Annotated in this window: 14 protein-coding genes; 7 read left to right on the forward strand and 7 right to left on the reverse strand. The window is 73.4% G+C overall.

Features of this window, described 5'->3' with window-relative positions:
• Nucleotides 1-61: 61 nt before the first annotated feature.
• The 7 genes from ACIOEW_RS06625 (at nt 62) to ACIOEW_RS06655 (ending at nt 15,875) form a co-directional block, all read left to right on the forward strand.
• Entirely contained in the window at nt 62-922 is an 861-nt protein-coding gene (locus tag ACIOEW_RS06625) for a DUF4132 domain-containing protein (protein WP_401961918.1), read from the forward strand.
• Nucleotides 919-6,111 carry a hypothetical protein gene (locus ACIOEW_RS06630; RefSeq protein ID WP_401961921.1) on the forward strand — a complete coding sequence of 1,731 codons (5,193 nt, stop codon included), beginning with the start codon at nt 919-921 and terminating at the stop codon, nt 6,109-6,111. Before ACIOEW_RS06625 ends, ACIOEW_RS06630 begins: the two co-directional genes overlap by 4 nt.
• Entirely contained in the window at nt 6,108-7,340 is a 1,233-nt protein-coding gene (locus ACIOEW_RS06635) for an AAA family ATPase (protein ID WP_401961924.1), read from the forward strand. Before ACIOEW_RS06630 ends, ACIOEW_RS06635 begins: the two co-directional genes overlap by 4 nt.
• Nucleotides 7,341-7,343: 3 nt before the next feature.
• The gene (locus tag ACIOEW_RS06640; RefSeq protein WP_401961927.1) at nt 7,344-11,216 is read left to right on the forward strand and encodes a DUF5682 family protein; all 3,873 of its coding nucleotides are present in this window, start codon (nt 7,344-7,346) and stop codon (nt 11,214-11,216) included.
• Entirely contained in the window at nt 11,213-13,129 is a 1,917-nt protein-coding gene (locus tag ACIOEW_RS06645; protein WP_401961929.1) for a hypothetical protein, read from the forward strand. Before ACIOEW_RS06640 ends, ACIOEW_RS06645 begins: the two co-directional genes overlap by 4 nt.
• A gap of 854 nt (nt 13,130-13,983) precedes the next feature.
• Entirely contained in the window at nt 13,984-14,922 is a 939-nt protein-coding gene (locus ACIOEW_RS06650) for a universal stress protein (protein ID WP_401961932.1), read from the forward strand.
• Nucleotides 14,923-14,972: 50 nt separating this feature from the next.
• Complete coding sequence (locus ACIOEW_RS06655; protein WP_401961934.1) at nt 14,973-15,875, forward strand: universal stress protein; 903 nt, start codon at nt 14,973-14,975, stop codon at nt 15,873-15,875.
• Between the two features lie 275 nt (nt 15,876-16,150).
• Here the strand turns inward: ACIOEW_RS06655 and ssuE are convergent, their stop codons facing one another.
• From ssuE to ACIOEW_RS06690, 7 genes are all read right to left on the reverse strand, one after another.
• A complete protein-coding gene (gene ssuE / locus ACIOEW_RS06660; protein ID WP_401961936.1) occupies nt 16,151-16,702 on the reverse strand; it encodes an NADPH-dependent FMN reductase in 552 nt (183 codons plus the stop codon).
• A gap of 66 nt (nt 16,703-16,768) precedes the next feature.
• Entirely contained in the window at nt 16,769-18,100 is a 1,332-nt protein-coding gene (locus ACIOEW_RS06665; protein WP_401961940.1) for an NtaA/DmoA family FMN-dependent monooxygenase, read from the reverse strand.
• Nucleotides 18,097-19,785, reverse strand: coding sequence for a dipeptide ABC transporter ATP-binding protein (locus ACIOEW_RS06670; protein WP_401961942.1), 1,689 nt, complete (start codon nt 19,783-19,785; stop codon nt 18,097-18,099). The genes ACIOEW_RS06665 and ACIOEW_RS06670 overlap by 4 nt, the downstream gene beginning before the upstream one ends.
• Entirely contained in the window at nt 19,782-20,633 is an 852-nt protein-coding gene (locus ACIOEW_RS06675; RefSeq protein ID WP_401961944.1) for an ABC transporter permease, read from the reverse strand. Before ACIOEW_RS06675 ends, ACIOEW_RS06670 begins: the two co-directional genes overlap by 4 nt.
• A complete protein-coding gene (locus ACIOEW_RS06680) occupies nt 20,630-21,658 on the reverse strand; it encodes an ABC transporter permease (protein ID WP_362548903.1) in 1,029 nt (342 codons plus the stop codon). Before ACIOEW_RS06680 ends, ACIOEW_RS06675 begins: the two co-directional genes overlap by 4 nt.
• Complete coding sequence (locus tag ACIOEW_RS06685; protein WP_401961947.1) at nt 21,655-23,214, reverse strand: ABC transporter substrate-binding protein; 1,560 nt, start codon at nt 23,212-23,214, stop codon at nt 21,655-21,657. Before ACIOEW_RS06685 ends, ACIOEW_RS06680 begins: the two co-directional genes overlap by 4 nt.
• 136 nt (nt 23,215-23,350) lie before the next feature.
• Nucleotides 23,351-24,595 (reverse strand): cytochrome P450, encoded by a 1,245-nt coding sequence (locus tag ACIOEW_RS06690; protein WP_401961950.1) that lies wholly within the window; start codon nt 24,593-24,595, stop codon nt 23,351-23,353.
• Between the last annotated feature and the right edge of the window lie 34 nt (nt 24,596-24,629).

Raw genomic sequence — 24,629 nt, forward strand, 5'->3', positions numbered from 1 at the left:
ACGGGTTTCATCAGCGTGCCGCCGGTTCGGCGGCCGTCCGGAACAACGGGGAGAACAGCGCATGGGGTGGGTGCAGGCGGGCGACTACGAAGTCGCCCTGGAGGCCGGCAAGGTGGTCTGCCGCAACGGGAAGGGCCGACGGCTGAAGTCCGTCCCGGCCGGATTGAAGGACGACCCGGCGGTCATCGGGCTCCGGCAGTTGACCGAGTGGCTGGAGCGGCACGAACACCGGTGCCTGACCGACGTCGAGCAGTGGATGGTGCGTTCGTTGCCCGTCCCCACGGCCGTGCTCGCCCAGGTCTGGCCCGACCCGTCGTGGCAGGCGGCCCTGCGGGACGTGGTGGTCACCGGCGCGGACGGCGGGGTCGCAGGGTTCCTGCGTGATGTCGACCCCGACCGCGGTCTCGGCCTCGTCGACCTGGACGGCGACACGGTCCGCATCACGCCGGACGTCGTCAGCCTGCCCCACCCCGTCCTCCTCGACGACCTCGACGACCTGCGGGAGTTCGCGGTCGAACTGGAGGTGCGCCAGAACGTGGCGCAGTTGTTCCGCGAGGTGTGGCACCGCCCGCCGGGCCTCGCCCCGGACACCACATCCGTGGACACCTACGCCGGCGGCGCATTCAAGGAACTGCGCTTCCTGCACGGCCGCGTCACCCAACTCGGGTACCGGTCGCGCGGCGGATACGCGGTCTGCCCGGTCGTCGAGGACGGTGTCACCGCCGAAGCGCGCATCTGGATCGGCGAGCACGACGGATACGACGAGTACGGCACCGAGACGGGCCCCCTGGGCTGGACCGACCCTGCGGGGCGCGCGCTGACGGCCGCCGAGGTCGGCCCCGTCGCGTGGTCCGAGGGCATGCGCATGGCGGCGGCGCTCTACGCCGGCCGCGACGTGGCGGACGAGGAGCGGGCGGCATGAGCATCACGACGACGAACACCAACGCGAACACGACGACAGCGGGCGCGGCGTTGCTCCCGGCGCAGGCCCGGGGCGAGAGCACCTCCGCCGCCGAGGCCCGCGCGGCGGCTTTGCTGGACGCGGGCACGATCCTCCCGGCCGGCACCACCGACCGGGACGACGCCGACGCGCTGACTGCCCGCACCTACACACACCCCGCCCTCGGCGACCGCCCCGTGGTCCGGCTCGTGCCCGGCACGCTCGGCGAAGCCGAGGACCTGGCCCTGGAGTTCCTCGGGCTGACCCGGACCGCCGAGGCCCCCGTGGTGGGCCAGGTGCGCCGCGAGACACTGGGCTTCCCTGCCTGGGCGCTGGTCAACGACCCGGCCAACGGGCACCACGCCCTGGCCCTCGTCAAAGACATCGAGCGGCTCGGCCGACAGGCCAGGACCCGCGCCGGAGCGGCCAAAGAGGGCTTCGACGCACTCGGCAACCGGCTCGGCCGGGCCGTGCCCCACTTCCTCCCCACCTACTACGAGCAGGTGGCACGCCTCTTCCTCCAGGCCGAGAACACCACCTACGCCGCCTCCTTCTTCGGTAAGGCCCGCGAGGCCGAGCGGGTGCACGGGCTGGTCGTGGACGAGGACCGGCAGCGGGCCGTCTTCCTGGAGTTCGCCTTCGCCGGCGCGCTGACCGTCAAGGCGCTGCGGCAGTACGTGCGGGACTTGGTGGCCCGGCTCGCCCCGGCGGACGCCTGGGCGCAGTTCCGCCGTCTGCTGGTCGAGCGCTGCGCCGCCGGCATGCCGCCGTACGCGGCGCTGCCGCAGGACGTACGCGCGCTGGTCAAGGCCGCCGGGCTGGACCGCGAGGCCGCCGAACGCGATCTGGTGGCCGATCTGATCGGCTCCCCGGGAGTCGTCCGCGCCCCCGCCTCGTTCTGGGCGGCCTACCGCTCCGCGCTCATCGCCCTCGCCCGGCGGGACGCGGCCGTGCGGGGTCGGCTCCTCGGCTTCTTCCCGGAAACCTTCAGTGAGAGCGGCCGGGAGAAGGCCGGCGAATCCGACTGGCTGGCGCTGCTGGCCGAGTCGGGCGCCGAGGACCTGCTGACCGCCCTCCCGGACACCTCCGGCAACGGTCCTTCCGACTCCGCCGCCCCCTGCGATCCTTCCGTCTCCCCGGCGGACTGGCTCGCCCGCTGGGAGGCCCACCGACGGCGCCACCGGGCCACCGCGGGCCGCAGCCCGCGGACCCTCGACCTGGCCGCCCGGATGGCAGACCGGCTGCGCGCCGACGGGCGCCCCGTCGAGCTGTTTCAGGGCCGCTGGCAGCGCAACGCCGACCTGGACCTTCTCGACCTCTGCCTGGCCTCCGGCATCCCCGTCGCCGAGCCCGACGACCAGGACACGGGCGCGGCGCATTCTCCGGGCATCCCGGTCGGCCCGTGGCTCATCGACCAAGCGCCCGGCGCACGCGATCTCACCGCCGTCGCCGAACGCCCGGTCTTCCGCGCCCTTCTGAGCCGGAACGTCGGCGGCCTCGGCGACGGACACGGCCAGCGGCTGAGCGACGCCGGTATGGCGAAGCTGGCGGCACACCCGGTGCTCTCCGTAGTCCTCGGGGAGTGGCTGACCGACCGCGCCGAGGAGTACGCGGCAGCGCGAGGGCTTCCCGGGCTGCGTACCGCTCTCAACAGGCTCTCGGCGTTCCGCACCGTCGTCGCGGACGTCGCCCCGGAAGCCGTGCGACTCCTCGAGGCCCACGATGTCGTGCCGTTGCTCGCCTCCACCCTGCGTACCGGCGTCCTCGACGAACTGGGCTGGTCCGCGCTCGACGAGACCTACGCCGAACTGGCCGCCGAGGCCGCCGCCGCCACGGGTCAGCAGCGCCACCGGTCGAAGGACGTCGGTGTCACCGGTGCCTGGCCCGCGCTGATCCTCAACACGCTCGAACGGGCCGTCGTCGTCGGCCCGGAAGGCGTTCTGCTGCGGCACACCCTGCGGCTGCCCGCCACCGTCGACCACTGGCGACAGCTCGCTTTCCGTTACGTCGACGGCGAGTTGCTGGTCATCTGGTGGGAGGACGGCAAGCTGCACGGCTACTGGTCGCACCGTCCCTCCGAGGTGTTCACCGTCGGCGGCGAGCAGATCCCCCGCTGGGGCGGCTCCGGCCCCTCGGACGAGGTCTCCCTGCCGCTGCCCGGCGGCGGCCGCGCCACCGGTGGCAAGGCCCTGCACGCGGGCGACACCTCCCTTCCGCCTCAGCACGCCGTCATCTCCGACGGCACCGGTCTCTGGCGGGAGGGCCACCAGGGCACGCAGCGGGTGTGGCTGGAGTACGACCCGGCCGGCGGCACGCACGGCCGGGCATCCCTCCCCGCCTTCCTCCGCTCCGGGGTGCAGGACGGCACCCGGCTCCTCACCGACCACTGTCAGGTGCTGCCCCTCCAGCCCGGTCTGGAGACCACCCCGTTCGGCACGGACGGCACGGTCCTGGGCCGCTGGGTCCGCCATACGGTCACCGAGCCCGGCACAGCAGCCCCTGCCGACGGGCACCGGATCGTCGCGGGCACCCCAGACGGCCACACGGTCACCCTGCCGCACCCGCTGCCCGACGGCGGCTCCCCGGTGCCGCTCGGCGCCCTCACCCTGCCCGGCGGGTCGCGGCCGGTCGCTGCCCTGCACTACCGCTCCGTCGAAGCGCACCCGGCGGACACGGACGGCACCGGTGGCAGCCTGTGGTCCGTCACCCCCGGCTCCTCCGGCGGGAACGACGCGGCGGGCACCCCCTACGTGCCTCCCGTCGCTTACTGGCACGCCCTGCGCCCGAGGGACGAGCGGGGCTCCACCGCCCTGCGGAACCTGACGGACTCCCGGGCGGGAGAGCTGTTCAACGAGGTCGTCGACGCGGTCGCCCGGCACCTGGAGGCGTTCCGGGCTGTCGAGAAGTACACCGGGCCCTCGGCGCAGGAGCTGAGCCAGGAGGCCCTTGCCAGGGTGCTGCCCGAGGTGTCCGACGCACGGCTCCTCGCGGGCGTCACCGCGCTCGTCCGGAACGCGGTCGACCGGGCTGTCGCAGCCGTCCGGTACCTGGAACCGCCCAAGCCCGTGGAGCCGGCCACTCCCCGGAACACCGCGCGCACCCAGGGCATGTTCTTCGATCACGAGCCCGAGCACGCCGACGACACGACACTGCAGACCGCCTCTGCCTGGGACTCCGAGCGGATGCGGGGCGGTCGGTGGGGAGCCGGGCGCCGATGGACCGTGATCCGGCAGATCCTCGCCGTCAACCACGTCTTCGGCGGCGAGCCGGCGTTCGGCCCACCCATCCTGTCCACGGTTCCGTTCACTCCCGTGGACGGGTGGCAGCGGGACGAGTACACCGTGCCCGTTGACTCCCTGACCTGGACCGATCTCCTCGGCGATCTGCCCGAACTGGCCTACCGGGCAGCCTCGGCGACCACCTCCCCCGAGCACCGCACCGGGCTCCTCGTGTTCCTGGAGACCCTCGCCGCGGGCCCTCTGGCCGACCCGGCGGGCACCGTCCGGCAGGTGGAACTCGTCGAGCCGATCTCCCGAGGGGCGACCGGATCGGGACGCCCCGAGGCCGTGCACCGCCTCGGCCAGGTGCTGCGCAGGGGCGCCCGCACCATCGTGGTCCTCGCCGGCCACGGATGGAACTCCCGGAACGACGCGGTACGTTGGCTCGCCCTGGACCACGACCCGACCGGAGCCTTCGGCCCCGTCCCCGGCTTCACCCTGGACCACGAGAAGGTTCACCGACAGGGCATCGACCGCGACCGGCTCTCCCGGCTCATCGCCCTGGTACGGGAGCAGGGCCCGGCACCCTGGCGTCAGGAGGCCGCCGAGGCGTTCCACACGGCCACAGGCATCGGTCCCCTCCAGTCCGCCGCCCTGCTGTCGGCAGCCGTCGAGGAGCCCGGCGCCGAATCGCTCGCGCTCCTCGGGGTGAAGACGCGTGCCTTCGAGGCGGCCCAGTCCAGGCTGGACGCCCTGCCCCGTGACGACCGGCACGCCCTGCTCCAGGCACTGCTGCCCGCGGACCCGGCCGAGCTGTGGTCCACGGGCCCCGACGTCCGGGCCGCCGCCGAGGTCTGGCAGACGCGCCTGGCCTCCCTCGTCCGCGTCCCCGAGGAGCTGGACCTCGACCTGTCGGGCACCACTTCGGGCGCCGTCGACCTGATCCTCAACGCGGGCGCCCGGACCTGGCTCGCCCACGGCACCGATGTCCCGGACGGCACCGGCCGCCCGGGCCTGCGTCGGGCGGCCGCACGCGGCGCGGTCTCGTCGGCACTGACCGCCCTGCGCACCCTCGCCTACACGCTGCCGTACGGGCACCCCCTGCGGGCGCACCTGCCCGTCGGGCTCACCGCCTTGCGGGACCGCCTCGCCGACCCGGACCTGGTGCTGGACCTCGGTCTGGAATGGGCGGAGTCGGGGAGCTCGATCGGCCTCGTGGTCCGAGCCGCCTACGGGCTCCCCGAGTCCGGCGGTGCCGATGCCGACGGTCTGGTCCGGGCCGGCACGGCCCTGCTCCTCGCCCCCGGCTACGCCAACAACGAGAAGCTCCTGATCCGCCCAGCCGGTCTGGCGGGCCCCGACGACCCGGCGTTCGGCCTTGTCGAGGGCACCGTCAGCCACTACGGCACCTGGGATCTGCTCGCGCTGCGCACCCTGCTGGACGAGGAGACCGACGCGTTGGCCTCGGCGGGCACGCCCGACGGCTCCCCGCTCCACCCGGCCCAGGACCCGGCGCGTGCGGTGCCGGACCTGGTGACCGAAGCCGCGGACGCCCTCGGCCTGAGCGCGGACGCCGCCGCCCTCTACCTGATGCTGCTCGCCCTGCCCGACCCGACGGACCGCAACTGCGCCCGTTGGACCGAATGGAAGCCTGCACGGATCAAGAAGGCCCGGGCGGAACTCGCCGCCACCGACCTCGTCGTGGAGGCGAAGCGCTCCCGCGCCGGCCGCACCCTGTTCCTCCCCTGCGGCTGGCTCGAACGCGGCGCCCCCGGACTGCCGTTGGAGACCTGGAAGGAACGCCTGTACCCCGTGGCAGGCTCCACCCGGACCCTGCCCGACCTCCCTGTGCCCGCGCTGTTCGCAGCCGCCTGGGCACGGGTCCGCGGCGGCGACGCCCCCGCGTTCGAAGAACTGGACACCCGCGCAACCCGGAAGGGCCGCCGCCGATGATGAACGACACCACGACCACCACGACCACCATGGACAGCACCACCACGGGTGGCGTCCCGGACCAGGCGACGGCCCCCGGCCGGGAGCCCCGCCAGATCACGCTGCCCGAGGACCGGTACGCCACCGAGCTGGCCTTCCTCGCCGTCCACGACTCCGGGCCCCGCCCACCCGGCTGGCTGCTCACCCCGCGCGCCGTCGTCACCTTCGTGATGGGCAGCGCGGGCGAGGCACTGGGCCTGCCGAAGGGCGCCCGACCGGGAGCCGGGGTGCCGTCCCGCCTGGTGATCGAGCAGAAGTTCGTCGGCGAGCGCGCCCTGGTCGAGCGGTGTGTGGTCACCCTCGCCGGAGAGCGCGGGCTCCTCCTCGTGGGCGAACCAGGCACCGCCAAGTCCATGCTCTCCGAGCTGCTGTCGGCGGCAGTCTGCGGGACCAGCGCGCTCACCGTGCAGGGCACCGCGGGCACCACCGAGGATCAGCTCAAGTACGGCTGGAACTACGCCCTGTTGCTCGCCCAGGGCCCCACCGAGCAAGCCCTGGTGCCCTCCCCGGTGCTCGCCGCCATGACCCGGGGGGCCGTCGCCCGCGTCGAGGAGGTCACCCGCTGCCTGCCGGAGGTGCAGGACGCTCTCGTGTCACTGCTGTCCGAGCGGCGGATCGCGGTCCCCGAACTCGCGGGCGGCGAGGGCGCCCAGGTGTACGCGGCCCCCGGGTTCACCCTCATCGCCACCGCCAACCTGCGGGACAAGGGCGTCTCGGAGATGTCCGCCGCGCTGAAGCGGCGCTTCAACTTCGAGACAGTGGGCCCCATCGGGGACGTGGACGCCGAGACCGCGCTCGTGCGGCGCCAGTCGCGGGCGGCCGTCGAACGCGTGGGCGCCGCCTACCAGGTGGACGACGCGGTCCTCGAAGCGCTTGTCACCGCCTTCCGGGACCTGCGCGAAGGCCGCTCCGCGGAGGGCTGGGAGGTCGAGCGCCCCTCCACGGTGATGAGCACGGCGGAGGCGGTCTCCGTCGCGGGGGCTCTGGGCCTGGCCGCCGCCTACTTCCCTGGTGACCGGGACGTGCTCTCCCTCCTGCCCGGCCATCTGCTCGGCGTCGTCCGCAAGGACGACCCCGCCGACGCGGCACGGCTGCTGGGCTACTGGGACGGGCCGGTGCGCAGGCGCGCGGAGCAGGGGTCGGCCACTTGGCGGGCCCTGTGGGACCTGCGCGCGGTGCTGGAGAACTGACGGATGAGCGACTCGACCATCCCCGGGACGCGGTTCACCGTCGAGGTGTCGTCCGCCGCCGGAGCGCCGGCCGCTTCCCCGGCGCTGGGCCCGGCGGCCGGGCCCGCCACCGCGGAAGCCGCGGTGGCGGCCCTCGCGGCGACCGGCCCCGGGCTGCCGTTCCTGATCGGGGTGCGCCACCACGCGCCCTCGCTGGCGGCCGCCCTCCCGGCACTGCTGGACGCGGCGGCCCCCGACGTCCTCCTCGTCGAACTGCCCGCCGAGTTCCAGCCCTGGCTGGGCTGGCTCGCCCACGAGGAGACGGAGGCCCCGGTGGCGCTGGCCGCCGTGCCCGCCGACGGGCCCGGGACCGGCTCCGCAGGCCAACGGGGGCCGGCCTTCTATCCGTTCGCGGATTTCTCGCCCGAACTGGTCGCTCTGCGCTGGGCGGCGAGAAACGGGGTCCCGGCTGTGGCCTGCGATCTGCCGCTGGCCGACCGGGCGTGGGCGGGGGGCCGTCCGGACACCCCCGCCTCCGCCCCCGTCCCGGGCGCCGCCTCCGTGCCCGTGCCGGGCGAGGGGCAGGGACTGTCCGTCGCGCTCCGGTCCCGGCTCACCGGCCGGGACGGCGACGACCTGTGGGACCGGCTGGTGGAGGCCTTCGCGCCCGGATCGACACCCGAAGCGCTCCGCCGTGCCGCCCTGCTCACCGGCTGGGCCCTGCGCCACGAGGCCGAGGCTGGGGGCGGGGTGCAACGCACGGACCTGGTGCGCGAGGCGTGCATGCGCGGACACGTCGCCGAGGCCCTGGCGAACGGGCGGCGGCCCGCCGTGGTGGTGGGAGCCTTCCACACCCCGGCGCTGCTGCCGTCCGCCGCCGGAGGCCCCGCGCCGGACGCGCCGGCGCGTCCGGCGCGTCCGGCGCGTCCGGACACGTCCGCCGTACCCGAGCCCGGCGCGGACGGCCACGTGAACGGAGCTGCCGGGACGGCGGCGGAGTGCACGGTCTCCCTGATCCCGTACACGTACCCGCTGCTCGACTCACGGTCGGGCTACCCGGCCGGCATCCGGGACCCGGAGTGGCAGCACACCGTCCTGGACGCCGCCGGGGACCCGGTCGCGCTGCACGAGGCGCTGATCCGCACCGCGGTCCGCGTCTGCGCCGCCCTGCGCGAACAGGGCCACCCCTACGGTCCGGCAGAGGGCCGGGAGGTCGTCCGGGTGGCCGGTGACCTGGCCCGCCTGCGCGACCTGCCCGCCCCAGGCCGCGGTGAACTCCTGGAAGCCGTGCAGACGGTGCTGGGGCGCGGCGAGACCTACGGCACGGGCCGTGCCGTCGCCCGGGCACTCGAACGCGTACTGGTCGGAGCCCGCACCGGACGGCCCGCACCCGCCGCACCGCGCAGCGGACTGGGCCCCGCCGTCGAGGCCGAGACCGTGGCGCTCTCCCTCCCCGGCCCCGAGGACGCGCACGAGAAGACACCGCGCGACCTCCGGCTCGACCCGGCGCGCTCCGCCCTGGACCGGCGCCGCGAACTGCTGCTGCGCAGGCTGACGGTGTGCGGTATCCCTTACGGACAGGAGCAGGGGGTGACCGGTGCGGCGGGCACGGAAGGACTCACGACGCGCTGGCAGGTGCGGTGGACACCGGCGACGGCCGCGATGCTCACCGCGGCCGGGGCCCGCGGCGTCACCCCGGCCCAGGCGGCCGCGGGCGTGCTGCGGGAGCGGCATGCGGCCGAGCGCGCGGACGGCGGACCGACGGCCGCCCAGGTCGTCCGCGGCCTCACGGAGGCCGCCGAGTGCGGGCTCCCCGCCCTTGCCGACGAACGGCTGACGGAACTGGCCGTCGTACTCCCCGCGAGCGGCTCCCTTCCCGAACTCCTTGCCGGGCTCGACCTGCTGGATCGCATCCACGCCGGCCACCTGCCGGGCCTGGCCGCGCCCGACGACCCCTCGACCACGGACGCCACCGCCACCGCCGTCGTCTCCGCCCGTGGCACCCGCACCGCGCGCGCGGCCGAACTCCTGACCTCGGCCGCGGTCCGCCAGGTCGACGGCCTGACCGGTTCCGAGGAGCCCGAGGACGCCCGGGCGCTGCTCGAACTGGCCCAGCGGGCCGACCGGGTGGGCGGCATCCGGCTCACCGACGCCCTCGCCCGGCTGGCCGCCGACGGCACCCCGTTGATCGCCGCGGCCGCCGGAGCGGTCAGGGTGCTCACGGGCCACGAAGAGGCCGAGGCCTTCGGGGGGCGCGTCGCCTCCTGGGTGGACGGAGCCGTGGACAGCACCTCACGGGCCGCGCTCGCAGCCCGCCTCACCGGCGTCCTGACGGTGGCGGGCCCCCTCCTGACCGTCGGCGTCGGCGCCCTGGACCCGTTGCTGCACCGGGTCGTCGAGCTGGACGACACCGCTTTCCTGGCCCGGCTGCCGGCCCTGCGCGGTGGCTTCGACACCCTGAGCCCGGCCGCCCGGGACCGGCTGCTGGACACCGTCGAAGAGCGGCTGGGCGAACGGGTGGACACCCTTGACGCGGGCGATCCGGCCGAGCTGGCCCGCCTGACAACAGCCGACCTCGCGGCCCGCGAGCTCCTGACCGGCCTCGGCCTGCCCGTCCCGCCACCCGCGCACGACGACCGGTTCCCACCGCTGTCGGGCCATCCCACCGCTCCCTCCGCTCCCTCCACCGAGGCCGCACCCGCAGCACCCACCGCTCCCTCCACCGAGGCCGCACCCGCAGCACCCGCCGAACCCCCCACCGCGGCCGCGCCCGCGCGGACCCTCGCGCCCGCCGACCGGTGGCGGCTCGTGCTCGGCCGGCGCCCGGACCAACTGCCGGCCGCCGCCGGCCGCCTGGCGACCGCTCTGGACGAGCTATACGGCGCGGGACACGGCGAGGGATCCCGCAGCGGCCTCCCCGGTCACGGTGGCGGCTCCGGACCGCGCGGCGGCCGGGAGCCGTCATTCCCCGGCGTCCGCGAGTGGTCCGAGGAACTGGCCGCGCTGTTCGGCCCCGGCATCCGCGAAGAGGTCCTGGCCGCCGCAGCCGCGACAGGTCGGCAGGACGTCCTCGCCGAACTCGACCCAGCGGCCGCGACCCCCTCCGTGGAACTGCTCCGGACGATCCTGCGGTACGCCGGCGGCCTGCCCGAAGCCCGCCTTGCGGCGCTCCGGCCCCTGGTCCGCCGCTTGGTCGACGAACTGACCCGGCAGCTCGCCACCCGGCTGCGACCCGCCCTCACCGGCACGATGCTGGCCCGGCCCACCCGCCGCCCCGGCGGTCGGCTGGACCTGCCGCGCACGCTGCGCGCCAACCTGGCCACCGCCCGGCGGACGGCCGACGGAACGGTCCAGGTGATCCCCGAGAGGCCGGTGTTCCGCAGCCGCGCCCGCCGGTCGGCCGACTGGCGCCTGATCCTGGTCACCGACGTCTCCGGATCCATGGAGGCGTCCACGATCTGGTCCGCGCTGACCGCCTCCGTGCTCGCCGGGGTGCCGACCCTGAGCACCCACTTCCTGGCCTTCTCCACGGAGGTCGTCGACCTCACCGGCCATGTGCACGATCCCCTCTCCCTCCTGCTGGAGGTGAGCGTGGGCGGGGGCACACACATCGCCGCCGGGCTGCGGCACGCCCGCAGCCTGATCGCGGTGCCCACCCGCACCCTCGTCGTCGTCATCAGCGACTTCGAGGAGGGCGCACCACTCGGCGGACTGCTGTCCGAGGTGCGGGCCCTGGTGACCACCGGCTGCCACGTCCTCGGGTGCGCGAGTCTCGACGACGCCGGCCGGCCCCGCTACTCGACGGGCGTCGCCGGGCAGCTCGTGGCCGCAGGCATGCCCGTGGCGGCCCTCAGCCCACTCGAACTGGCCCGCTGGATAGGGGAGAAGACCGCATGAACGCCGCCCAGCTGCCACCCGTCGCGCCGGAGGTCACGGCCATGCTGGTGGAGGAGCTCTCGCCCCGGCTGCGCAAGCGGCTGGACGCGACAGTCACCAAGCTCGGCGCCCGCCCGACGCACCGTGACGGGGACACGGTGACCATCGCGGTCGACGACGAGACCGAGTTGCGGCTGCATGCCCCGGGGGGCGTGGTGGCGACGGCGGAAGCCATCACCTGCGGTTGCCTCCTCGCCCCGGCATGCGCCCACCGCGCGGCCGCCGCCTGCGCCGCTCCCGCGGCGGACCTGGCGCCGGAGCGCACCGACGAGCCCACAAGTGCGGTACCCGAACCCGCCTGCGCAACGGACCCCGCCTCCGCAACGGACCCCGCCCCCATCTCCGACCCCGCCTCCACCCCCGACTCTCCCGCCATCCCCGGCCTCACCCCCGACTCCGCCTCCTCGCCCGAGGTGGCGAGCTCAGCGCAGCTGGCCGCGGCCGCCGCCCTGTGGTCGGCGGGCGCCGCCGTGCTGGAGGCCGGAGTCGACGGGGCCGGTGCCGTCACCCAGTCGGCCATTCTCCGCGCCGCGCACACCGCCAAGCTCCGGTACCTGCCGCGCGCCGCGGGCGCTGCGCTGTCCGTCGTCACACTGCTGCGCGCAGCCCGCGCCGGGGACCCGTCCTACCGCACCGCCGACCTCGTCACGGCCCTGGCCGAACTCCTGGGCACCGCGCACCGAGTGGGGACGGCGTCCGGAGCGGAGCTGGCCGCAGTCAGAGGCCGCGCGCGCCGCCCCTACAGCCCGGACGGCTCGCTGCGCCTGTACGGCCTGTTCACCGAACCCGTGGTCACCGACTCGGGGCACGGCGGCGTCCGTACCTGGGTCGCCGGCTCCGACGGCCGCCTCTTCACGGTCGGCGACGTGGCACCCGGCGGCGTCGGACGCGCCCTGGGCGTGGCCGACCGGGCCGTGCGCCTGGGGGACAGCGCGCTCACCCATCGGGAGCTGGGCCGGGCCGGCCTGGCCGTCTCGGGGGCGACGGTCTCGCCGGACGGCAGACTGGGTGCCGGCAAGGGAGTCAAGGCCGTGACCGCCCGGGGCGCGGCGTGGACGGAGCTGCCGCTCGCCGCCCTGTGGGAGACGCCGCCGTCCGAACAGGCCGCCCGCGCGCTGCGGTCCACCTCCCGCTACTCGGACCCGGACGGCGGTGGCAGCGACCTGCTCTTCCTGGATGTCGAACTCATCGGCGCCGTACGGGAGTCGAGTGGCATCTGCCTGCTCGCGCGGTGCGAGGGAGGCATTCCCGTCCGGCTCACCGTCGCCGATGATGACCCCGCGCTGGCCTACCGCGACAACCTGATGCTGCTGGCCATGGCGCCGGGGGCACGGCTGAGGATCATCGGCCGCTTGGTGCCCTCCCTCCACCCCCGTCTCACCCTCCTGGCCTGCACGCACCCCACGGGCGAGGGCACGATCGACCTTGGCCTCGACCGCCTGCGCCGTGCCGACCTCCCGGACCCGGGTGCCCCCGTGCACCCAGCCCCGCCACAGCCCGGAGGGTCCGGCGAGCACTCGCCCCTGTACCTCCTGGAGCGCCGCGTCGAACAGACGGTCCCGGCAGGCCGCGCCGCCCTCGGCATGCTCGGCGACGTCACCGCCGAGGTCCGCCGCATCCGCCGCGCGGGCCTCCCCACGGCCGCCGGACTCCTCAGCGCCCTGTGCGCATCGGCGGCTCAACGCGAGCGCGACCTCTTCGGCCGCCTCCTCCCTGCCGACACGGACGGCTTCGCCACCTACTGGCTCACCGCCGCCCGTTACACAGCCGCCGTGGCCGAGTCCCTGTGCGCGGCCGCCTGGCAACCGACGCAGGAGGGCCAGGGGGCCGCGCCATCCGTCCCGGACCAGGGGCCAGGACGGGTCGTCGCGTAGACCGCCCGGTCCCAGCGGGTGCGGGTCCGGTTCCCGCCCTGTCCGTCCGGGAATACCGTCACCGATCAGTCTCGCGGTCATCGCCCTCGTCCTGGCAGGGTCCGTGGGGCCCGGCCTCGCCCGGCCCGCCCCGGCAGGTGCTGTGGAGCAGGCCGGCGAGCCGAGAGTCGCTTCCGGGACCGCCGAGCAGCCCGGCTCGCCACCTGTGATGGAGGACCAGCGAGGAGGCAGGGCACTTTCCGATGAGGCAGTACGGGCATATCGTAAAAATATGGTCAAAGTTAGCCGTAAGCGAGAAGCGTATGTGTGTCCAACCTGCAAACAGACCGTGCCGGCCGCAGTGCACCGCCACAAGACTCTCGGCATATTCGTCCCCGCTTGGGGCCCGGGCGCATGCCGGAACCACGAGTGCCCCGACTTTCAGCCGGACCCCAGCCATAAGCAGCCCCAGGCCCGGTAGCGCCATCGACGCGCGGCGGTGAGCGGCCTGTCCGGACCGCATCGGCGGCCACTCGGTACCGCCCCCGCGACCCAGGCTGCGGTCTGCTCGACGGCTCCCTCCGTCCTGCCGCGGATGCCCGCAGGAACCGTTCCGGAGAACGGCGCCCGGTGGCCTGGAGGGGAATGAGCTGAATCAGGGCCAAGGTCTCGGGGAGCCGGCGGCCGACTCGGCGCGGTCCTCGCCGACCAGATGCGCCACAGCCGTACGGCGCCTTGGTCCTGTGCCCCGGCGACCCTTGTCACTGCGGGGTTCGGGACGGCCTCGGATGTTGCTCCTCGGGGGCCGCCGTCCGCGTCGCTCAGGACGGCGAACAGACCGACAATGTAGGCAGACGCATGTACGAGGAGCCGTGATGCGTACTGACATGGTCGGCGCCGGTGAAGCCCCGAAGACAGTCGTAGGCGTGGACGGTTCGGAACATGCCAGAACTGCCGCGCTCTGGGGGGCGGCCGAGGCCGTCCGCCGTCAGCAGAGTCTGTGCCTCGTACACGCCGTCGACCTGGACCGCCTGGATCGCTTCGCCTCGTTCGAGACATCGCAGCACGTCCTGGAACACGGCCGCGGGCTGTTGCGAGGGCTGGCGGGAGAGATAGCACACCGCTTTCCCGCACTGGTCGTCGCGCTCGAACTCAGACGCGAAAGGCCGGTTTCCGCGCTCCACGCGATTGCCCGGCCGGGCGACACCGTCGTTGTCGGCAGCAGGGGCAGTGGTGGATTCGGCCCTCTCCTCCTTGGATCGGTGGGTCTCGGCGCTGTCGCCGGCAGCCGGGTGCCCGTGGTCGTGGTGCGGGGCAGGACCAAGCGGGGGGACGGCGTGCCGATCGTGGCCGCGGTCGTGGCCGCAGTCGCGGATGAACGGGACGCGGAATGGGTCGTCCAGGCCGCGCGGGAGGCGCCGGTTCGCGCAGGTGTCCTTCGGCTGCTGCATGTGCGGAGCACGCTGACGCGATCCGGGACCCGTCGCGACCTGTCGGACGAGGCCGGGCACCTCGACGGCCCGGGCCAACGGCTGCTGGCCGGTCTTGCCGACCGGATCCGGGCAGACCGGGACGGTCCGACCGTGCGCACTGAGGTCATCACTGCCCGGTCGGCCGCCGCCGGGCTGGTCGAGGCCAGCCGGGACGCGGACCTGCTGATCGTGGGGAGCCGTAAGCGGCGAACTGTCCCGCCGCTCGGGCTCGGGCATGTCGTTCACGCGCTGCTGCACCATTCCCACTGCCCCGTGCAGATCGTGCCCTACACGGGTGAGGCGACAGCCACGACCGGAAATCAGCTCGGGGACGACCGCTGACCTCGGCCCCAAAAGGAGGGTGCGTCGTCCCACCGCGTCGAGGAGGGACCATGCAGAACAATCGGCGAAGTCCGACTCTGGACGGGCCCGTGGTCGTGGGAACCGACGCCACGCCGGATGCCCACCGGGCCGTGCGCTGGGCGGCAGCCGAGGCCGACTCCAGGGGGCAGCCCCTGACCATCGTGCACGCCACCAGGACCGAATCGGGGCATCCTCATCTGTCCCGCAAGGGGATTCGGCAGGCGAAGGACCACGCCGTCGACGTGCTGGCCGAGGCGGAAGCGCTGGCAGGAGAGACTGCTCCCGGTGTCACCGTCGCGACGGCCTCGTGCCCGCACGAGACTGCGGCCTGTCTGCTCGGTCAGGCCGGTCAGGAGGGCACGGTCGTCGTCGGGACGCGCGGGCACGGTTTCCTGGGACTGCTCGTGGGCTCCGACGCCCTGCGGGTCGCGGCCCGCGCCAAGGTGCCCACCGTCGTGGTTCCCCCGTGTGAGCGCGACCGTCCGGCCGGGGTCGTGATGGTCGCCGCGCGGGATGACCGGGACCGTGAGGCAGTACGTCTCGCTGCGGATCTGGCGCTGCGCCGCGGAGCCCTGCTGCGCGTCGTCAGCGTGTGGATCTTCCTGGAGAACGTCGGCAGTATGGCGACGATGTTCGACGACCCGTCCGAACTCGCGGCCACCGAGAGCGCCGAAGTCGCGCGTCTCGTCGCGCGACTGCGCGAGGAGCGACCCGGCCTGGACGTCGCCCACAACGTCGTGCGTGCCGCATCGTCCGCCGCCGTACTGGTCGCGGCGACCGCGGAAGCGGACGCTGTGGTCATCGGCTCCCGCCGCAGGTCGCTCCCGGTCGGTGCGCCCCTGGGCCACGTCACCCACGCCGTACTGCACCACGCACACTGCCCGGTACTTCTGACCCCGCAGTCCGACCATGAACCGCCCGAACAGACGTGACCAACGGGGCCCAACAGCAAGGGGGCCCAATAACGCGTGCGCCGAAGAACGGGATCCGGGCAGGGTCGTGAGTGCCGGCCCGACGGGACGGCGGGCGCGGGCCCCGAATGGGCCTTCCGCACGTACACGCCCGACGTGGAAGGCATCGCGTTCTGTGTGAGCGCGGTTGTCTGTGACGCGGGGCTTGGCCGGCACCCTGGACCGAGATCACCACGATGCCCGACCCCGAGCCCTTGCCGCGGTCAACGAGGCCCTCGCATCGGCAGAATGACGTCTCACCCCGCGGGCAGTGGCTGCGATTCCGACTGCTCCAGCCTCAACTGCAGCGAACCCACGCATCGTTGGAGACGCGCGACCGCCGACGGGGTCAGTGGCTGCTCAGCTCCCGCGGTCACGTCCGAGTCGGCGAAGAAGGCACCCCTGGCGATGTGCGAAGCACCCAGGGATATCAGGACCGGACGCAGTGCGTAGTCCACCACCAGTGAGTGGGCCAGGGTGCCGCCGGTGGCGAGCGGGAGTACCGAGCGGCCGGCGAAGGCCTCCTGGGGCAGCAGGTCGAGCCAGCACTTGAGCAGCCCCGAGTAGCCGGCCTTGTACACCGGAGTGCCGATGACCAACACCTCGGCCCACTCGACCCGTTCGGCTGCGGCGCGCAGGCCGGGGGCGGCCGGATCCGCTCCTGTCAGTGCGGCCGCGGGCAGGTCGCGTACGCGGAGCAGGTCGGTCCGGTGTCCGGCCCGGGCCAGTGCGGCGGCCGCGGCCTCGACCAGTGCCGACGTGCGCGAGCGCGCGGTCGGACTGCCGGCAACGGCAAGGACGCGAGCCATGGTGATCTCCGATCGAGATTCGGTGCTGTGTGCTGGGTTGCGCGTGCCGGGTGGTGCGTGGGCTCGTCAGCGGATCGCCGCGGCGCGGCTGGCCGGGATCTCCAGACCGTAGTGGTCGCGCATGGTCGACCCGCGGTACTCGGTGCGGAAGAGGCCGCGGCGCTGCAGGACCGGCACGACGTGGTCGACGAAGGCCGGCAGCCCGTCGTCCATCACATCGGGCATCACGTTGAATCCGTCGGCCGCGCCACCGGTGAACCACTGCTCGATGATGTCGGCGATCTGCTCCGGCGAACCGGCGGCCACCAGGTGCCCGCTGCCGCCGCCCCGGCGCAGGATGTCGCGTACCGTCAGGCCCTCGTGCGCGAGCTGCGAGACCTTTCTGTGGTGTCCGTGTACGGGGTTGTAGGCACCGGTGAGCAGTGTCTCCGGAACCGGTTTGTCCAGCTCGAGCTCGCGCGGGTCGACCGTCAACTGTGTGGCGAGTCGGCGCAGTTGGTCGCTCCGGTCCTCCAGTTCGTCCAGGCGCTCGCGCCGTTCGAGGGCCTCGCGCTCAGTCCCTCCGACCGAGGTGGTGAGTCCGGGCAGGATCACGATCGAGCTGCCGTCCCGGCCCGTCGCGGCCACCCGGCGGCGGATGTCCGCCCGGTCGGTCCGCGCCGCCTCGATGTCGAGGGCACCGGAGAACACCGCGTCGGCGGTGGCGGCCGCCAGGGTCCGGCCCTCGTCCGAGCCGCCGGCCTGGAGGATCACCGGGTGGCCCTGTTCCGACGGCGGCAGGCAGAGCGGCCCCTCGACGGTGAAGTACGTTCCCTTGTGGTCGATCGGCCGGATGCGCGACATCTCGGCGTAGTGTCCGCTCTGCACGTCGGCCGGCACCGCCCCCGGTTCCCAGCTGGTCCACAACTGGCGCACCACGTCGACGAACTCGCTCGCCCTGGCATAGCGCTCCCGCCGGTCGGGCGGGGTCGGCACGAAGTTCCTGGCCACGTTGGGGGCGTAGGTGGTGACGGCGTTCCACGCGGTGCGGCCATGGCTGATCAGATCCAGGGCCTGTAGCCGGCGGGCGAGGTTGTACGGCTCGTTGTAGCTGGTGGATGCCGTGGCGATGAGCCCGATGTGCTCGGTGGCACGGGCGATCGCGGTGAGGATCAGGGTGGGTTCCAGAGCGTTGAACTGGGGGTGGGTGGTGATGTTCTCGACCAGACCGGGGATGTCGCCGAGGAAGACGGCGTCGAGAAGCCCGCGTTCGGCGATGCGCGCGGACTCGACGTACCGCTCGACGTTGATGAAGGTGAGCGGGTCGGCGCCGGGCCAGCGCCAGGAGCCGTGGTGGGTGCCCGTGCCCAACAGGTTGACATTGAGGTGGAGTTCACGGGTGTGAGGGCGGGCGTTCACAGTCTCTCCTTCGGACGCTTCGGACGCTTCGGACGGGACACGGCCGGCTGCGGTGCGGCATGCAGCAGGGCCTTGGTGTGTTCGTGCTGGGGGCTGGTGAAGAGGCGTTCGGTCTTGCCGGACTCCACGATCCGGCCGTCCTTCAGGACCAGGACCTCGTCCGCGATCTGCCGTACGACAGCCAGGTCATGGGTGATGAAGAGGTACGCGATGCCGAGCTCTGCCTGGAGCTCTTCGAGGAGGGCGAGGATGCGGGCCTGGACCGAGACGTCGAGCGCCGAGAGCGGCTCGTCACAGACCACGAGACGGGGTTCGAGCGCCAGGGCGCGGGCGATGGCGACGCGCTGCCGCTGCCCTCCTGAGAGCGTGGCGGGGCGCCGTTCGTGCAGGTGAGCGGGGAGCGCCACCCGGTCGAGCAGGGCGCGGACCCGGGCCAGTCGCGCGGTGCGGCCCTCCGTGCGGAAGACCCTGAGCGGTTCCTCGACGATTCGCTCGACGCTGAGCCGTGGGTCGAGTGCGGCGTACGGGTTCTGGTGGATCAGCTGGGCGCCGCGGCGCAGCGCACGCAGCTCGCGCTCGGGAGCCGCGGTGATGTCCCGGCCGTCGAACTCGATGCGCCCGGCGGAGGGCCTCAGCAGGCGCAGCGCAAGCCGGGCCGCGGTGGACTTGCCGGATCCGGACTCCCCGACGAGGGCGACCGTGCGTCCGACGGGGACGGTGAAGCCGACCCCGTCCAGGGCCCGCAGCGTACGCCCGCCGCTGCCGCCGGTGCGCGGCAGCGGATAGTCCATGACCAGGTCTTCGGCGACCAGGAGAGGGCGGGGCCCCTCGGTGGCCGCTTCGCGATCCCGGGCCACCGTGCGTCGCTGGTTCGGGGCGCCCGGTACGGCGTCGAGCAGCAGCCGCGTGTACTCGTGCCGGGGCTCCGCCGTCACCTGCTCGGCCGGACCCGCCTCAACGACCTCGCCGCCGCGCATCACGATGATGCGGTCGGCGCGCGCGGCGGCGACGGCCAGGTCGTGGCTGATCAGCAGCACGGCTGTGCCTGATTCCCGGCTGAGCTTCTGCAGGTGGTCGAGGATCCGCTGCTGCACCGTCGTGTCCAGCGCGCTGGTCGGCTCGTCCGCGACGATCAGCCGCGGCCGGCCTGCCAGGGCGATGGCGATGAGGGCGCGCTGCCGCATGCCACCGGAGAGCTGGTGCGGGAAGTTCCGTGCGCGTAGGGCCGGTTCGGGCATTCCGGCGAGTTCGAGGATGTCGGTCGCGGCGGCGGCGGCCTCCTTCCGCCCGGCCAGGCCGTGGATGAGCAGGACCTCGGCGACCTGGTCGCCGACCCGCTGCACCGGGTTGAGGGAGACCGCCGGATCCTGCGGGACCAGGGCGATGTCGCGGCCGCGGACCTTGCGCAGCCTCCGGTCGTCCAGGGCCGTCAGCTCCTCGCCGTCGAAGCGGACCGTGCCCGCCGTGATGCGGCCACCGGCCGGCAGCAGCCCGAGCAACGCGTGTGCGGTGGTCGACTTGCCCGACCCGGACTCACCCACGACGGCCACGGTCTCGCCGGCCGCGATGGTCAGGTCGACGCCGGACACCGCCTGGGTCGTACGGCCCCTGGAACGGTAGGTGACGCACAGGCCTCGAACGTCCAGGAGCGGTACGCACCTGCCGTCTGCGCTCTGCCCGGTCACTCCGGCTCCCCGCTCTCCCCGTCCAGGGCCCGCGCCACCCGGTTCGCGGCCAGCGCCACGAGTGCGACGCACAGTCCCGGCAGGGTGGTCAGCCACCAGGCGTCCGCCAGGTGGTCACGGCCCTGGGCCACCAGTGATCCCCATTCGGGGGCGGGTGGCGGTGCTCCGTATCCGAGGAAGCTCAGGGCGGATACCGCGAGCACGGAAGTCCCCAGACTCAGTGCGGCGAGGGCGAGTACCGGGCCCCGGGCGTTCGGCAGTACGTGCAGGGCCAGCACCCGGTGGCGCCCGGCGCCGTACGAGCGGGCCGCCTCGACGAACAGCGAGCCGCGTACCCGGAGCACTTCGGAGCGCATCACCCGGGCGAAGGCGGGGACGTTTCCGAACCCCACCGCGAGCGCGGTGTTCACCGTTCCGTAGCCGAGGACGGTGACCAGGGTCAGTGACAGGAGCAGGCCCGGAATCGCCAGGAGTACGTCCACGCCGCGCATGATCAGCCCGTCCACGGCGCCGCCGTCGAAGCCGGACACCGCGCCGAGCAGACCGCCTACGACGACACCCACCACCACCGCGATCAGCGCGGCCAGGAGCGACGGCGCGGCTCCGTGCACCATCCGGGAGAGCATGTCGCGGCCCAGCTGGTCGGTGCCGAGCAGATGCCCGCCACCGGGCGGGAGCAGCCGGTCGGCGGGGGCCACTTCGAGCGGGTCGCGCCCGGTGAACAGACCAGGGAGGACGGCCGCGCAGGCCGCGATCAGGAGGACGGCGGCCGACCACAGGAGGCCGGGGCGCAGCCGTCGGCGGGAGGCCCCGGCGAGGTTCGTGCCGGGTAAGGAGAGCAGCGTCATGGCGCGGCCACCTTCGCCGGGCCGGACCTCGGGCCGGATCCCGATCCCGAGCCCGACCCCGACCCCGACCCCGAGCCGGAGCCCGAGGTCACCCAGCCCGCGGCCCGCGGGTCGAGCACCGGGTGGACCAGATCGACCAGCAGGTTCACCGACACCACCACCAGCGCCGTCAGGACCACCACGGCCTGCACCACCGGGATGTCCTTGGCCCCCACAGCGGTCACGGTGACCCGGCCGAGTCCGGCCCGCGAGAACACCGTCTCCACGACGACCGCGTTGGTGAGCAACTCTCCCGTCAGCAGGCCGACCACGGTCAGCGCGGGCAGCGCCGCGTTGCGCGTGGCGTGCCGCAGATGCACCCGGGCCCGGCCCGCTCCCTTTGCCAGGGCGGTGGTGATGTACGGCTCGGAGAGCGTCCCCCGCAGGCTGCGCGCGAGCACCTGGGCGATCGCGGCCGCCGCGGGCAGCGCGATGGTGACGGCCGGCAGGACCAGGCTCGCCGCGCCCTCGTCGCCGGTGGCGGGAAAGAGGCGCAGCCTGAAGGAGAAGAGCTGGATGAGGATCAGGCCGACCCAGAACGCCGGCACCGACACCCCGAACGGCGGCGCCGCGAGCAGCAGTGCGCTCAGCCGGCGGCTGCGCGTATAGGTCGCGGCCAGTGCGAGACCGGCGCCGGCCAGGACAGCCAGCGGGAGGGCGACGAGCATGAGCTGGGCGGTCGGCGGTACGGCGGCGCCGATGATCCCGGACACCGGCGTGCCGGAGGCCACCGACTGCCCGAAGTCGCCGCGCACCACAGCGAGCAGCTGATGTCCGTACTGCTGAGCCAGCGGCTTGTCGAGGCCATAGCTCGCCCGCAGTTCGGCGATGCGCGCCGGGTCCACGGTGCTCTGCCCGGCCCCGCCGCCCGCCATGATCTCGACGGGGTCGCCCGGCAGCAGGTAGAGCAGGGCGAACGACAGGGTGAACGCCGCCCACAGCACCATGAAGGCCTGCAGTACGCGGCGCGCGAGGTAGTGCCTCACTTCGCCACCCAGGCGTCGTGCAGCAGGAGTTGGGCAGCGGCGTCCAGGCGGAGTCCGTGCACGTGCGGGGCGAGGCCGACGACCGTGGCGTACTCGAACACGGGCAGCGAGTAGGCGTCCCGCACGATGATCTGCTGCGTCTGCGCGATCTGCCCGGTGCGGAGCTTCGGGTCCCCCTGCACGGCCTGCGCGTCGAGCAGGCCGGGCAGCGGGCCTCCGGTGACGCGTACGGCGTTGAGGGCCTTCGGCGAGTAGTAGGCGCGCAGGATGTCGGGGTCGGGGCTGGTCGCGTTGGACCAGGACAGGTCGTAGTCACCGGACCGGTAGGCCTGCTGTCCCTGGCCGATGCCGTACTCCTTGAGCTTCAGCTCGACGCCCGCCTTCTTGAACTGCTGCTGGATCAGTTCCAGTGCGGTCCGCCCGGGCGCGAACCCGGTGAAGAAGTTGGCCTTGAGGGAGAGCCGCTTGCCGTTCTTGGTGCGGATGCCGTCGTCGCCGGCCCGCCAGCCCGCGCCGTCCAGCAGCTTGCGGGCGCCCGGGAGGTCGGTGGCCAGATCCACGCTCAGATCCGTGAAGTCGGCGGTGGAGCCCGCCAGAATGCTTCTCGCCGGCTTGAAGGAGGGGCTGAGGACGGTGTCCACCACCTCGCGGCGGTCGATGATCTTCTGCAGGGCGCGCCGGACGGCCACATCCTTGGTGAAGGGCCGGGACACATTGACGCCGAAGCTGTAGACGATGCCGGGATTGCTGCGGGAGAGCACGGTGAACCCGCTCTGTTTCAGCGCTGTTTCCTCCTGGGCCGAGACCCCGAACGTGCCGTCGACCTGTCCGGAGGTGAGGCTCCCGGACCGTACGCCCTGCTCCGGAACTATCTTCAGGGTGACCTGGTCGAGGCGGGCTGCGCCCTTGGCCGTCCAGGCCGCGGAACCCCAGGCGTATCCGGCCCGCTTCTTCAGGACCACCTCCTGGTCGGGTGTGAACCGGCCGAGTGTGAACGGGCCCGAGCCGACTACGGCCGCGCACCGCCGGCCCTGGTCGCGGGTGAGCCCGGAGGGTGCGAGGAGGCCGAGGGTGGTGGTCGAAGTGGCGTGCAGGAATTGAGCGTTGGGATGGTCGAACTCGACGCGCGCGGTGTGCTGGTCGACCACGGTCGTACGCCGGTAGCCGGCCAGGTAGTTGTTGCCGAGAATGGCCTTGGCGCCCAGCTTCACCACATCGTCGAAGTTGGCTCTGACGGCCTGCGCGTCGACGGGTTTGCCATCCGAGAAGGTGGCGTCGGAGCGCAGGTGGAAGGTGAACTGCCGGGCGTCGGGACGTACTTCCCAGGAGGTGGCCAACCAAGGCAGCGTCTTGCCGGTCTTGGGATCCTGCCCGGTCAGCGAGTCGACGAGCTGGCGGGCCGTGGACAGGCCGTCGCTGTTGCCGACCTGGTGCGGGTCGAGGCATTTGGGGTCGGAGCCGAGCGCGAGCACCAGGCTCCCGCCGGACCGGGGCTCGGCGTCCGAGGTCCGGCCGCTCACGGCCGGGTCGGCGGTACAGGCGGTCAGCGCGGCCATCAGCAGTGCTGCCGATACGATTGCGGGGCGGGCATACCTACGAGTGCTGACGGCAGTGCTCCTTGTCTGGAAAAGCTGCGGGTGAGCGCCTGTCGCCCAACCCCGGCCGGAGTCCGGCAACAGGCTCCGACGGTGGTCAGGACCGGGTGAGCGGAAGCTCCGACAGTGCGTGGAAGATGAAGCCGCCCGGCAGGTACTCCGGCTCGAAGCCGTCCCGAAGCCGCAGGTCGGGCGCCAGCTCGACCAGCGCCTCCACGGCGATCCTGGCCTCCAGCCGGGCCAGTGCCGCGCCCGCGCAGAAGTGCATGCCCTGGCCGAAGCTCAGGTGCCGGGGCAGCCCCTGACGGTCCAGGCGGAAGACATCGGGGTCGTCGACCCAGTCGGGATCCATCCCGGCAGCCGCGAACATCACCCGCAGCCGGGCCCCGGCAGGGAGCTCTGTGGCGCCGACGGTGACGTCCTCGGTGGTGACCCTCAGCGCACCCTGGACCGACGAGTCGATCCGTAGCGTCTCCTCCACGGCGGCGCCGATCAGCGCCGGATCGGCGACGACCGAATCCCACAACTCCCGGTTCTTCAAAAGCTGGTGGACGGTGTTGGCAATGAGATTGGTGGTGGTCTCATGACCTGCGGCGATCATGAAGCGGAGCGCCACCACAGCCTGGTCCTCGGTGCAGACCGGATCGTCGGACCGGCTGGCCCGGGCGAGCCCGGTGGCCAGGTCGTCCGTGGGCCGCTCGGTGCGCCGCGCCAGCAGATCGCGCAGATACGCCTCGTAGACGGGGACGGTCCTGGCCGCCTGCAGCTGCTGCTCCGGCTCCAGTGGGACGACCTGCAGGCCGAGCCAGGTGTCGTTCCACACCTTGACGGTGTCCCGGTCGTCGGCGGGGATGCCGATCAGATCGCAGATCACCGTGTACGGCAGCGGATACGCCAGCTGCTTGAGCAGGTCCCCGTGGCCTGCGTCGGCGAGCTCGCCGGCCAGCCGCCGGGAGATCTCCCGGATGCTCGGCTCCAGCCGCCGCAGGTTGCGCGGCGTGAAGTACTCGCTGATCAGGTTGCGGAAGCGGGTGTGGGCGGGCGGCTCGACGTTGTAGATGGCGTTCTGGAAGAACAGCGACTCGTCCAGGACCTGTTGGCTCTCGGGGCTGAAGGGATAGGACCCCTCCAGGTTGTGCCTGCTGGTGAAGCGGGCGGGATCGCGCAGCACGGCGTCCAGCTCTTCTCGCCCGGTGACGATCCACTCGTCGAACCCCTCGTGGTGCGCGACGGGCATGTCGCGGCGCCCCACCTCGTAGGCGGCATAGGGGCACTTGCGGTACTCGGCCGAGCCCGGGTCGAATATCTCGTGGACCGGGGGGTGCGGCGCTGGATCCGTCATGCGGTGACTCTCTTTCCCAAGTGCTTGGATTCCG

The organism is Streptomyces sp. NPDC087901 (assembly GCF_044742205.1).
Classification (GTDB): domain Bacteria; phylum Actinomycetota; class Actinomycetes; order Streptomycetales; family Streptomycetaceae; genus Streptomyces.